Below are 12,292 nucleotides of genomic sequence, written 5' to 3'. Positions count from 1 at the left end.
CGTCCCTCGGGGTCAGGCCGTTGTCGATGACGGCATGGGGTGCTTCGAATCGGCGGCGGTGCGGCCGTCCTGGTGGTACACGGAGTGCCAGACGCGGTTGCGCAGTGCTGCGAACTCCGTGCTGAGCCGGAACTCCTCGGACCGCGGGTAAGGAAGGTCGACCTCGACCACGTCGTAGATGCGGCCTGGGTCGGCGGCCATCACGATGACGCGATTGGCCAGGAAGACCGCCTCGTCGACGTCATGGGTGATGAACAGAACGGTGCGCTGCTCCTTGCTCCAGGTGTCGAGCAGTTGCTCCTGGAGCTTCACCCTGGTGAGCGCGTCGAGGGCGCCGAAAGGCTCGTCCATCAGGAGGATCGAAGGGTTCACGGCGTACGCGCGGGCGATCGCGCAACGCTGCCGCATTCCGCCGGACAGCATCTTGGGCAGCGCGTCGGCGAACTGCTCCAGCCCGACCATCTCGATGAAGTGCTGGGCCCGGTCGCGGCGCTCCGCCTTGGGCACGCGCGCGGTCTTCAGCCCGAACTCGATGTTCTTGCGGACGGTCAGCCAGGGGAAGAGCGCGTACTGCTGGAAGATGACGCCGCGCTCGGGACCGGGACCGGAGACCGCCGAGCCGTCCACGAGCGCCTGCCCCTCCGTGGGCTCCTCCAGGCCGGCCAGGATGTTGAGCAGCGTGCTCTTGCCGCATCCGGACGGGCCCACGACCGTGACGAACTCGTTGTCCGCGATGTCGAGTGAGACGTGGTCCAGCGCGGTGAAGGAATCCTTGCCGAGCACGAAGGTCTTGGTGATGCCCTTGACCGAGATCTTTGGCGGGGTGGTCATCGGCGCTCCTGCCATCCGGTGAGTTTGCGTTCGGCCAGCAGGAGCACCCGGTCCATGAGCAGGCCGAGGATCCCGATGGTGATGAGTCCGACGAAGATCGTGGGCAGGTCGTAGTAGAGCTGCGCGTTCTGCATCCTGAACCCGAGGCCCTCCTGGGCGGCGATGAGTTCGGCGGCGACCAGCGTCGCCCACGCCGAGCCGAGCCCGACCCGCATGCCGACGAGGATGAACGGGGTCGAGGCCGGCACCACCACGCGCAGGAAGATGCCGGCGTCCCTGGCGCCGAGCACGCGGGCGGCGTTGATCAGGGTTCGGTCGACGTCCACCACGCCCTGGAACGTCGAGATGACGCAGACGAGGAACGCCGCCAGGAAGATGACGAAGATCTTCGGTGTCTCGCCGATGCCCATCAGCACGATGGCCAGCGGGATGATGGCCAGCGGCGGGATGGTGCGGAAGAACTGCACCCAGGGTTCGACGAGGCCGCGGACGAAGCCGTACCAGCCCATGAGGAAGCCCACCGGGATCGCGAGGGCGGTCCCGAGGGCGAAACCGGCGAGTACCCGGCCCAGGCTGGCGAGGATGTCCTTCTGGAGTGTCCCATCCGAGAGGAGCGTGCCCGCCTTCGACACCACCTCGCTCGGCGTCGGGAGAGTGAAGCCCGCCGCGGCCAGCCCCCACCACAGGGCGATGCCGAACCCGACGGACACGGCGTTCAGCAGCAGGGAGAGTCCCCTCCGGCGCGGGCCCGCCGACCTGCTCGAACGACCCTCGCCGGCTGATGCGTTCGAGCCGCCCCGGCCGATGCGGCTCGCTTGGGGGCCCTGGTCACTGAGCACGGCCATAACCCACTCCTCTGTTCGTTGCCTTTCGTGCACGCTCGATCGACGCGGAACCGGCGGGGTTCGCCTCGGGGGCCTCCGGATAGGCCGCCAGCAGCGGTGAGCTGTGAAAGAGCGCGGCGAGGGCGCCGAGCGCGCCGTCGTCGTCGGAGAGTTCGGCTCGACGCACGACGGGCTTGGGCGCGCCTGGGAAATGCTCGGGCGCGATGGTGGCGGCGGCCGCCTGGAGCAGCGCGGGCGCCACCCGGGTGATCTCTCCGCCGATGACGATGTCCGCGGGATTGAGGATGAGGGACGCGTCGCCCAGGACCCGGCCGATGGCCGATCCGGCCGATCGCAGCACCCGGTCGGCGATCGGGTCGGAACGCTCGACCGCGGCGGCCAGGTCGTCGAGATCCCGGAGGGCCAGACCCTGCTCCCGGCAGGCTCTCAGGATGGCGGGAACCGACGCCAGGGTCTCGACGCAGCCCTTCTTACCGCACCGGCATTCCAGCCCGTTCGGGTCCGCCGTGATGTGCCCCAGTTCGCCGGCCAGCCCTGACGACCCGGTGACCAGGCGTCCGCCGACGACCAGCCCTCCGCCGACGCCATCGGAGATCCGCAGGTAGAGAAGGTCGTCGACGGAGCCGTGGCCGAAGACGACCTCCGCGAGCGCGGCCAGCCGGGTGTTGTTGTCCACGATGACGGGTGCCCCGAACCGCGTCGCGAACGCGGCCTGCGCCGCCGCCTCGGGGGCGTCGGCCGCCGCCGGTTCGCGCGGCGCCGTCACGAGAACGCCCGGCGTCGCGCAGTACGGCCCGGGGACCCCGATGCCGATGCCCTGGAGCGCGCCGTAGTGCACTCCGGACTCGGCACCGAGGCGGTCGATGAGCCGGAACGCCATGTCGAGCCGGACCGGCCACGAGGCGTCGTCGTATCGGTCCGACCCGGAGACGACGATCTCGTGTGAGGCGTCCGCAACCGCCACCTGGACCCGCCGATGGCCGAAGTCGACGCCCATGAACTGCCCGGAGGCGGGGTCCAGGGCGAGCCGCTCGGCGGGCCGGCCGCTGCCCTCCCGCTTGGCCGCGTCGGTGTCGACCACCACGATGGCGCCTCGCTGCAGAAGGCTGCCGGTGATCTCGGAAAGGGTGGTGCGGGACAGGCCCACGGCGAGGGCGATCTGTCCGCGGCTCAAGGCGCCGTGCTCACGCAGGACGCGCAGGACGCGTTCTTCGTGAGTGCGTCTTACCAGCGCATGCACTCCGGCCGACGTTGTCATGGGGCAACGCTGACAGTGGCGGATTTTTCCGTCAACACTCCGACAGAAAGATCCTGCGTTTCCGAACCGGTGCCGTAACCCGTCTCAGCACGCGTTCAACGACCTTTCTGCCGTGTGTTCACCGACGGAATGAGTCTCTATAACGTCTCCTCCCAGGCAGGGCACGGGCGTCCTGCGCGACGAAGGAGGAGTGAGTGATGACCAGCTCCGATCACGGCCTGCACCTCGGCCGACGGTCCTTGTTGATCGGTGTCGCCGGCTCCCTGGCCGGGGCGGTACTGCCCGCCACCGCCGCGCAGGCGTCCCCGACGGAGGCCGCGTCGATGCGGCGGTACCCGTCGAATTGGCCCGACCTCAAGCCCTACGGTCTCGCCGACACCCGGCAAGACCTGTGGCCGCGTAGTGACAACTCCTTCATCCTCCCGCTGGAGTTGCGCCCCCGCGACCGGGAACGCGGCCTGGTCTGGATGCGCGACACCTACGTCAACTGCTTCGTCGTCAAGGGACGCCCGCTCTACGTCGCCACCGGGACCACCCGCGTGCCCGGACTCGACCGAGCCGCCCCGTGGAACGACGGCATCTTCGTGTGGGTGTCACCGTCACTGCGGGGGCCGTGGCGGCTGGTCGACACGACCAAGGTCCGGTCCGACGCCGAGAAGGGGAAGGTGTGGTCCCCTGAGTTCGTCGGCGAGAATCGGTCCGGACGCACGATCGTCGCTCCGTGGCAGGAGTACTGGTACGACGACCAGTTCGGGAAGCGCGGCGAGGTCTGGGCGCCGGAGCTGCACTACTTCCGCGGGACGTGGTACATCGTCGCGTGCATGGGCGACCACTCCCGCAAGGTCGGCTCGTTCATGCTGGTGAGCGAGGGCGGGATCGAAGGCCCGTACCGGCTCGTCGAGGGCAACCACGACAAGCCGTTCGGCGACCCCGTCACGGGCGGACCGAGCTTCATCGAGCCCGGCGCCTACCACCACATCGACGGCGGACTCTTCGCCGAGAACGACGACGCGTGGCTTGTGCTGCACAACGACCTGTACGCGAAGTTCCGCGACGACATGGAAGACATCGTCCCCACGACCAACCTGCCGAAGTTCCAGCAAACGCCCTACTCGCCCGAGCCGTACCTCGAAGGCGCCTACGTCTTCAAGTTCGGTGGCAAGTACTACCTCATGCACGCCGCGTGGGATCGGACGTCGACCGATTCCGAAGGCGGTACGCGCTACGCCTACGATCCGCCCGGCCCCGGCCGCACGCAGTACCAATACGACGTGATCGCCGCTGTGTCGGACACCTTCGAGGGCCCGTACTCGGAGCGGTGGACCGCGGGCGTCGGCGCCGGCCACAACAACTTCTTCACCGACGGCGGCGGCCGGCCGTGGTCGACGTTCTTCCGCAACCCGAATGCCGGCTACTTTGCCGACCCGTCGCGGATCGCCGACGCCGCTGTGCCCGGTGTCGTCCGGCTGGAATGGACCGGCCGCGAGGGCGGCCGCCTGTACGTCCAGCGCCGGAACCAAGGCCGTTCGACCAACGGCTGACGATCACTCGCGGACTCGTAGCCGACGCATCACACGCCGCCACACCACCCGGATCTTCACCATCGCCGGAGTCCTCGCCGCCCTGACCGCCTGTTCCCTCGGGTCTCCCGCAGCCGGTGACGCGGGCGGCGGCCAGGTCGAGCCGCTCCCCGCGCTGGGCGCGCTCGGTGCCAACTACAACGGAGCTCGTGTTCCTGGTCGGCTCTGCCGACCGTACCGATCGTGGCGCCGCCTGTCGGCGAGCGCAGCGTCTCGATCGACGGCACCGACCTCGAAGATGTGCCTGTGGCCGAAGTTCGTCGCCTGCTTCGGGCTGATCTCTATTCGGCCGTGGCGAGGATCTCGGCGAGGGCGCGGACGGCCGTTTCGGCGTCGGGGCCTTCGGCCTGGAGGGTGACCGTGGAGCCGGCGGTCGCGCCCAGGCCCAGGAGAGCGAGGATTCCGGCGGCGTCGACGGTGCGGTCCTGGTGGCGGAGGGTCACCGAGGAGAGGAACCGCGCGGCGGCCTGGGCCAGGTGGCCGGCGGGCCGGGCGTGCAGATGGGCGGGGAGGACGACGTCCGCAGCGGCCGTGGTCACGGTGGGGTCAGAGCTTGTCGGCATTGCGGGCCTCCTCGGCGGCGGCGACGACGGTCTTGAGGTCGGCCGTGGCCGCCAGGACGGCGGCGGCGACGGCGCCCTCCACGAAGGGCGCGTCGGCCATGATCACGGTCGGGGCGGAATGGTCGGTCAGGACGGCGCGCGTGGTGAGCACCGAACTGCCCAGGTCGGCCAGCACCGCGACGCCGGCGCCCCGGTCGGCCGCGGCGATCGCCTTGCGGACCTTCTCGTAACTCGTGCCGATCCTGCCGTCGTCGGTGCCGCCGGCGGGCTGGACGGGCACTTCCTCCGGTGCGACCTGGCGGACGAGGTCCGCCAGCCCGTCGGCGAGTTGGGCGCTGTGCGACACGAGTACGATGCCAACTGGTTGCTGCATGAACAGAGACTCTAGATTCCGGAACGTCGTTCAGCAATACCGAACAAGTAGGTAGTTGATGATCCAGTCTGTGCAACGGGCCGTGGCGATCCTCCGGGAGCTGGCGGGCGGAGGCCGGCGGCTCGGCGTCACCGAGCTGGCCGAGCGGCTCGGGGTCGCCAAGCCGACCGTGCACGCGATGCTGCGCACGCTGGAGGCGGAAGGCCTGGTCGTGCAGGACCGCGAGTCCAGCCGCTATGCCCTCGGCCCGGGCCTGGTACTGCTCGGCAACGCCTACCTGGACGGGCACGAACTGCGCACCCGCTCCCTCACCTGGGCCGACCAGCTGGCCGTGCAGACCGGGGAGGCGGTGTGGGTCGGCGTGCTGGCCGGCGACCACGTCCTGATCGTCCATCACGCGTTCCGGCCCGAGGGGGCCGTGCAGATCCTGGAGGTCGGGGCCAGCATCCCCTGGAACACCTGCGCGCTGGGCAAGGCCATCGTGGCCTTCGAGGCCGAGGCCGTCGAAGCCGGGTTGCTCGGCGGCGAGCTCGCCGTGCTGACCGGCGCCAGCGTGACCTCGCCTGAGCGGCTCGCCGAGCAGCTCGCGGCCGTCCGGCAGCGGGGATACGCGGTGGAGGACCAGGAGTCCGCGCTGGGCGAAGCGGCGATCGCGGCCCCGGTCGTGGACCGGTCGGGGCAGATCGCGGGCGCCGTCGGCGTGGTCGGACCGGTCGAGCGGCTGCTGGCCGAGGGGCGGCTGGAGGAGTTCGCGGTGGCGGTCCGGGAGACCGCGCGCAACCTGTCCCGTGACCTGGGCGCGGGCCGCGGCCTGCTCCGGCGTGCCGCCGGCTGATCATCCCTTCCCTTCATGTGACCCTTGACACACCCTCCCGCCTCCTTTAAGTTCCGTTCAGCGTTCATCAATGATGAACACTGTTCCGACTTATCCTGAGGAGGTGAGCCACCGGGCGGCACCGTCGGCCGGTGGGGAACCATGGAAGAGAACAGTCGCCCGCAGAAACTCCTCGCAGAGGTGCTCGGCACCGGGATGCTCGTGTTCATCGGGGTCGGCTCGGTGCCGGCCACCCTCATCTTGGGCGGCGACGCGCCGTTCACCATGGCCCAGCTCGGGATGATCTCCCTGGCCTTCGCCACCGCCGTCATCGCGGCCGTCTACATGATCGGCCACATCTCCGGCTGCCAGATCAACCCGGCGATCACACTCGCCCTCGCCGCGACCGGGCGGATGCCCTGGCGCGAGGTGCCCGGCTACCTGCTCGCCCAGCTCGCCGGGGCGGTGCTCGGCAGTGCGGCCATCGTCGGCGTGCTCGGGCACAAGGCGATCGACACCGGCCTGGGCATCGCCGCGTACGGCGCGGGCGTCGGCCCCGGCCAGGCCTTCACCGCCGAGGCCATCGGGACGTTCCTGCTCGCCCTGGTCGTGTTCGGCGCGATCGACCGCCGCGCACCCGGCGGGTTCGCGGGCATGGCGATCGGCCTGGCGGTCTTCGCCATCATCATCCCGGTCGCCCCGGCCACCGGCGCCTCGATCAACCCGGCCCGCACCCTGGGCCCGATGCTGGTCGGCCAGGCCGGCGGCACGACCGTCCACTGGGACCAGCTGCCCGTCTACCTGGCCGCGGAGATCGTCGGCGCGGTCGTCGCCGGGCTCGTCTACGTCGCCGTGCTCAACCGGCCGCCACGCCCGCGGCACGTCCGGCAGACCGCGGCCGACAAGGAGGCGTTGGCGTCATGAAGAAGTTCATCAACGCTCCCGACACCGTCCTGAAGGACGCACTGGCCGGGGTGGCCGCCGTGCATCCCTCGCTGTCCGTGGACACCGTCAACCGGGTGATCACCAGGGCGGAGGCGCCCCGCGCCGGCAAGGTCGCGCTGATCTCCGGCGGCGGCTCCGGCCACGAGCCCCTGCACGGTGGTTTCGTCGGCACGGGGATGCTCGACGCCGCCTGCCCCGGCGAGGTCTTCACCTCCCCGGTGCCCGATCAGATGCACACCGCGGCCAAGGCCACCGACGCCGGCGGCGGGGCGGTGTTCATCGTCAAGAACTACACCGGCGATGTGCTGAACTTCCAGCTCGCCACCGAGCTCGCCGAGGACGACGGCATCGAGGTCCAGACGGTGCTCGTCGACGACGACGTGGCCGTGCAGGACTCCACCTTCACCGCCGGACGGCGCGGCACCGGCGCCACCCTGTTCGTCGAGAAGATCGCCGGAGCGGCCGCCGAGCAGGGCGCCGGCCTCGACGCGGTCGCCGACCTCGGCCGCCGGGTCAACGCCGCCTCCCGCTCCTTCGCCGTCGCCCTGACCGCCTGCACCACCCCCGGTGCGGGGAGGCCCGGCTTCGACCTGCCCGACGACGAGATGGAGGTCGGCGTCGGCATCCACGGCGAGCCGGGCCGCAGCCGGGAGAAGCTGCGCCCCGCCCGCGAGATCGTCGCCTCCGCCCTCGACGCCATCCTCGACGACCTCCCGCCCACGACCGGCACACCGGCCATCGTCATGGTCAACGGCCTGGGCGGCACACCGCTGATCGAGCTCTACCTGCTGTACGGCGAGCTCGCCGCGCAACTCGCCGAGCGCGGCGTGCAGATCGCCCGCAGCCTCGTCGGCGACTACGTCACCAGCCTCGACATGGCCGGTGCGTCCTTCACCATCTGCCAGGCCGACGGGCGGATGCTGGATCTGTGGGACGCCCCGGTGAACACCCCGGCCCTGCGCTGGGGCACCTGACCCGATGACCCCGGTGGGGTACGGCCCGTCCCGGCGGGCCGTACCCCACCTCGCCGCCCCAGCCGCTGCACGAAGCCGTGCCGGCTCCCACACCAAGGAACCACGTGGACACCTATTTCGACAGCGACACCGCCCTCATCTGGGTGCGGGCCATCGCCGCGGCGATCGAGCGCGACGCCGACCACCTGACCCAGCTCGACTCGGCCATCGGCGACGCCGATCACGGGATCAACATGCGGCGCGGCTTCGACGCCGTCCTCGCCGCCCTCGACGGGCCGGACTTCAGCACACCCGGCGAGGTGCTGGTGAAGACCGGAACGACCCTGATGTCCACCGTCGGCGGGGCGGCCGGTCCGCTGTACGGCTCGGCGTTCCGCGCGGCCGGCAAGCAGCTCACCACGCCCGACGTGACGGCCGACCGGCTCCTCGCCGGCCTGCGCGCGGGCGCGGAGGCCCTCCAGCGGCTCGGCGTCGCCCGGCCCGGCGACAAGACCATGATCGACGCATACCTCCCCGCCGTCGACGCCTTCGCCGAGGCCACCGCGGGCGGCTCCACCCTGGCCGAGACCGCGAGCGCCGCCGCGGACGCGGCCGAGGAGGGAATGCACGCCACCATCCCGATGATCGCCCGCAAGGGCCGCGCGTCCTACCTCGGCCCCCGCAGCGAGGGCCACCAGGACCCCGGGGCCACGTCCATGGCCCTCATCTTCCGCGCCCTCGCCGAGGCGGTGAAGCCATGACGACGGGGACGACGACGCTCATCGGTGAAGTCGCGGCGCCGGGGACGGCACTCGGATTCGCGCACCGCACCGACCGGCAGGCCGAGGCGTCCCTGCCGCGGCGCGCAGCGGGCGATCCGGTACGGCGCATCACCGACGCGTTCGCGGCCGTCGCCGCGGACCTCGCCCGGCTGGCGGAACGGCTGCGCACCCGCGGCCGGCCGCACGACGCCGACATCATGGAGGTCACCGGGTACATCGCCCGCGACCCCGATCTCATCGCGGCGGCGGTACGGCGGGCCGAGCAGGGCGTCCCGGCGACCGTGGCGATCAGGCAGGCCGTCACCTGGCACGCCGACGCGATCGCCGCACTCGACGACCCGACCCTCGCCGAACGAGCCGCCGACGTTCGCCAGGTCGGCCGGCGGGCGCTCGCCCGGCTCGACGGACGCGCGTCGCGTATCACGGCAGGACCACTCGTGCTCATCGCGCAGGAGATCGGCGCAGCCGACCTGCTCGACGCCGACGCGCCGATCGTCGCCGCTCTCTCGGTGACGGGCGGTCCGAACTCGCACGCCGCCATCGTCGCCCGGTCTCTGTCCATCCCCCTCCTGGTCGGCATCGATCCCGCCGTCCTGAATCTGGAGGACGGTGTCGAACTGCTCATCGATGGTGAACACGGACGCATACAACTCGATCCGCCCGCCGCGGAGCGGGAGGCCGTGCTGGCGCAACTGGCGCACGTCCGGGCCCTGCAGGAGGCCTACGCATCCGAACGTGAGCAGCCCTGCCGCACCGCCGACGGCCACGGGGTGACACTGCGGGCCAACATCGCCACCCCCGACGAAGCGCGGGCAGCGCTTGAAGTCAAGGCCGACGGCATAGGACTGCTCCGCACCGAACTGCCCTTCCTTGACGCGACCCGGTGGCCGACCCAAACCCTCCACACCCGGGCCCTGCTACCGATCCTCGCCAAGCTCGCGGGCGAGCCGGTGACCGTGCGCACGCTCGACTTCGCCGACGACAAGCTGCCGCCCTTCCTCGCCCACGAGCGTGAGGGGGAACGGATCGCCCGGTGGCTGCCGGAAATGCTCGCCGTCCCGGACGCCCTCGGCGCCCAGTTCCGCGCCATCCTCAGCGCCGCGCCCGCCGGCACCGAGCTGCACGTCATGATCCCCATGGTCGCCGACCTCGCCGAACTGCACACCTGCCGGCGTCTCCTGCACGAAGCCGCCGCGGCCCTCGCCGTGCCGCCGCCCCCGCTCGGGATCATGATCGAACTCCCGCAGGCCGTCGAGCGCGCCCACGAGCTGACGGCGGCCGCTGAGTTCGTCTCGATCGGCACCAACGACCTCACCGGCCAGATCCTCGGCCTCGACCGCCGCGACCCCGCCGCCGGGCCCGCGATGACGGCCCATCCGCGGGTGCTGACGGCGATCGGCCGCGTCGTCCGGGCGGCCCACGGCCATGGCCGCACGGTTTCGGTCTGCGGCGACGCCGCCGCGCACCCGCTGGTCATCCCGCTGCTGCTCGGCCTCGGCGTCGACATCCTCTCAGCGGCCCCCGCCCGCGTTGACGAGATCCGCCACCGTATCCGCCGGCTCCGCATCGCCGACTGCATGGACATCGCCGAAGCCGCTCTGAAGTGCGACACCGTCCAGCAGGCATGGACCCTGGTCCGCGAACGCGGTCAGGGCGAGGGCTAGCGGCGGGAGAACTCGGCCCTGACCTTGCCCGACCAGATGAACGGCTGGGTGCCGAGCCAGATCAGGCCCAGGAGCATGAGAGGGGCGAGGAGGGGGGCGTTGTGGTCCGAGTCCAGGTCCAGGCCCGAACCTGCCACCTCGTAGACGGGCACGACCCAGAGCAGGGCCACCAGGCCTTCGACGAGCACGGTCACGGTGAGCAGGGCACGGCGGGCGGGCGGGTCCGTCACCCGTCGGGCGAGCGACGGGTTCACCGCGGCGAAGGCGAGCATGAACGCGAGCGTGCTCAGCAACCAGGAGATCTCGAATCCGACGTTGGGTTCGATGACCGAAATCCTGCCGGACCGTCGGTACGCGAACACCATGAGGGCTTCCAGGTGCAGGCCGCCGAGGATCGCGAACACCAGGGCTAGGACGAGCGTCGGCCTGTGCGGCAGGAACCACAGCCCGCACATGAGGATGAACGCCACGACCACGGGCAGCAGCACAATGAGCACGTCGTTCGTGTACAGCTCGATGGGAGGCTCTTCGCTGGTCCCCTTCCACGGCCCGGCCAGGAAGGCCAGGGCGGCGAGCGCGGTGCACAGGAGGGCGGCTCTGACGAGGGCTGTTCGGTAGCGCGGCGGCGGGATGTCGCTGGTGGGCGGGTGGAGGAGCGCGGTGCGGGGCGGCCGGTGGGGGATGGGCGGTCCGGCGTCGGCCGCGGTCTCGGCGGTGGGGTCCAGGGCGGCGTTGAGCAGGTCGCGGACCTGGGCGGGGGAGAGCCGTTCGTCCGGGTCCTTGCGCAGCAGGCCGTTCAGGGCCTGCGCCAGCGGGCCGCCGCACCGGGGCGGGGGCGGCTGCCGGGTGGCGATCGCGACGAAGACGGCTCCGTGGCTGGGCCCGTCGAACGGGCGGCGCCCCTCGACCGCCGCGTACAGGGTGGCTGCCAGGGACCACAGGTCCGAGGCCGGGGTGACGGCCTTGCCCTCCACCTGTTCGGGGGACATGTAGGCGGGCGTGCCCAGCACCATGCCCGAACGGGTGATGGTGACGTCGCCTTCCAGCGCCGCGATGCCGAAGTCGGTGAGGAGGACCCGGTCGCCTTCTAGGAGCACGTTGGCGGGCTTGACGTCGCGGTGGACGACGCCCTGCACGTGGGCGGCCGAGAGGGCGTCCAGCATCGCGAGCCCGATCGCGGCGACCTGGCTCTGGGGGATCGCCTTCCGCTCGGCCAGCAGCTGTTCGAGGGAACGGCCGCGGACCAGTTCCATGACGATCCAGGGGCGGCCGTCGTCGCCCTTCACCCGGTCGTAGACGGTGACGATGCCGGTGTGCCTCAGCCGGGCGGCGGCGCGGGCCTCGCGTTCCATCCGGGCGTACCAGACGCGCCGCTCCTGGTCGGTGACCTGTTCGGGCACCCGGAGCTCCTTGACGGCGACCTCGCGGTCGAGGTCGACGTCATGGGCGCGCCACACCGAACCCATGCCGCCCTGGCCGATCCGGCCGAGATTCCGATACCGGCCCGCCAGTACCCCGTCACCGTCCCAGCCCATGATCAGAATCTATCGGTGCGGAACGTCCGGGAGAAGGTGATCCGGGCAACTGACAGACATCTGTGTCTGTATGTCCGCATGGTTGTCGTACTCGCGGCGGGATGTATCCCAGCGCGTCCTGACGGCCGCCCGATCTGACCTGGGGTGCC

12 protein-coding genes are annotated in these 12,292 nt (G+C 71.1%); 6 read left to right on the top strand and 6 right to left on the bottom strand.

The window, feature by feature from the left end; all coding sequences use genetic code 11:
• Nucleotides 1-12: 12 nt before the first annotated feature.
• Genes ACQPXG_RS34885 through ACQPXG_RS34875 form a run of 3 tightly spaced genes read right to left on the bottom strand, consistent with a single transcriptional unit; the run spans nt 13 to nt 2,934 of the window.
• Nucleotides 13-831, bottom strand: coding sequence for an ABC transporter ATP-binding protein (locus ACQPXG_RS34885; protein WP_433463396.1), 819 nt, complete (start codon nt 829-831; stop codon nt 13-15).
• The gene (locus ACQPXG_RS34880) at nt 828-1,676 is read right to left on the bottom strand and encodes an ABC transporter permease (RefSeq protein WP_433463395.1); all 849 of its coding nucleotides are present in this window, start codon (nt 1,674-1,676) and stop codon (nt 828-830) included. The genes ACQPXG_RS34885 and ACQPXG_RS34880 overlap by 4 nt, the downstream gene beginning before the upstream one ends.
• Nucleotides 1,660-2,934 carry an ROK family transcriptional regulator gene (locus tag ACQPXG_RS34875; protein ID WP_433463394.1) on the bottom strand — a complete coding sequence of 425 codons (1,275 nt, stop codon included), beginning with the start codon at nt 2,932-2,934 and terminating at the stop codon, nt 1,660-1,662. The genes ACQPXG_RS34880 and ACQPXG_RS34875 overlap by 17 nt, the downstream gene beginning before the upstream one ends.
• A gap of 197 nt (nt 2,935-3,131) precedes the next feature.
• Between ACQPXG_RS34875 and ACQPXG_RS34870 the strand changes: the two genes are divergently transcribed.
• A complete protein-coding gene (locus ACQPXG_RS34870; protein ID WP_433463393.1) occupies nt 3,132-4,475 on the top strand; it encodes a family 43 glycosylhydrolase in 1,344 nt (447 codons plus the stop codon).
• Between the two features lie 320 nt (nt 4,476-4,795).
• On the opposite strand, the gene ACQPXG_RS34865 is transcribed toward ACQPXG_RS34870, so the two are convergent.
• Both ACQPXG_RS34865 and dhaM read right to left on the bottom strand, forming a co-directional pair.
• Complete coding sequence (locus tag ACQPXG_RS34865; protein ID WP_433463392.1) at nt 4,796-5,077, bottom strand: HPr family phosphocarrier protein; 282 nt, start codon at nt 5,075-5,077, stop codon at nt 4,796-4,798.
• Nucleotides 5,061-5,450 carry a dihydroxyacetone kinase phosphoryl donor subunit DhaM gene (dhaM, locus tag ACQPXG_RS34860; protein WP_433463391.1) on the bottom strand — a complete coding sequence of 130 codons (390 nt, stop codon included), beginning with the start codon at nt 5,448-5,450 and terminating at the stop codon, nt 5,061-5,063. The genes ACQPXG_RS34865 and dhaM overlap by 17 nt, the downstream gene beginning before the upstream one ends.
• Before the next feature lie 58 nt (nt 5,451-5,508).
• Between dhaM and ACQPXG_RS34855 the strand changes: the two genes are divergently transcribed.
• From ACQPXG_RS34855 to ACQPXG_RS34835, 5 genes are all read left to right on the top strand, one after another.
• On the top strand, nt 5,509-6,285 hold the full coding sequence (locus tag ACQPXG_RS34855) for an IclR family transcriptional regulator (RefSeq protein ID WP_433463390.1): 777 nt from the start codon (nt 5,509-5,511) through the stop codon (nt 6,283-6,285).
• A 141-nt stretch (nt 6,286-6,426) separates the two neighbouring features.
• Complete coding sequence (locus ACQPXG_RS34850) at nt 6,427-7,188, top strand: MIP/aquaporin family protein (RefSeq protein WP_433463389.1); 762 nt, start codon at nt 6,427-6,429, stop codon at nt 7,186-7,188.
• Nucleotides 7,185-8,183, top strand: coding sequence for a dihydroxyacetone kinase subunit DhaK (gene dhaK, locus ACQPXG_RS34845; RefSeq protein WP_433463388.1), 999 nt, complete (start codon nt 7,185-7,187; stop codon nt 8,181-8,183). The genes ACQPXG_RS34850 and dhaK overlap by 4 nt, the downstream gene beginning before the upstream one ends.
• A gap of 104 nt (nt 8,184-8,287) precedes the next feature.
• Nucleotides 8,288-8,923 (top strand): dihydroxyacetone kinase subunit DhaL, encoded by a 636-nt coding sequence (gene dhaL, locus ACQPXG_RS34840; protein ID WP_433463387.1) that lies wholly within the window; start codon nt 8,288-8,290, stop codon nt 8,921-8,923.
• Entirely contained in the window at nt 8,920-10,608 is a 1,689-nt protein-coding gene (locus ACQPXG_RS34835; protein ID WP_433463386.1) for a putative PEP-binding protein, read from the top strand. Before dhaL ends, ACQPXG_RS34835 begins: the two co-directional genes overlap by 4 nt.
• Here ACQPXG_RS34835 and ACQPXG_RS34830 read toward each other — a convergent pair.
• The gene (locus ACQPXG_RS34830; RefSeq protein WP_433463385.1) at nt 10,605-12,143 is read right to left on the bottom strand and encodes a serine/threonine-protein kinase; all 1,539 of its coding nucleotides are present in this window, start codon (nt 12,141-12,143) and stop codon (nt 10,605-10,607) included. The two genes, ACQPXG_RS34835 and ACQPXG_RS34830, sit on opposite strands and share 4 nt — an antisense overlap.
• Between the last annotated feature and the right edge of the window lie 149 nt (nt 12,144-12,292).

The sequence above is a fragment of the Spirillospora sp. CA-128828 genome (genome assembly GCF_050945415.1).
GTDB lineage: Bacteria > Actinomycetota > Actinomycetes > Streptosporangiales > Streptosporangiaceae > Spirillospora.
This window is presented reverse-complemented; position numbering and strand designations above follow the sequence as displayed.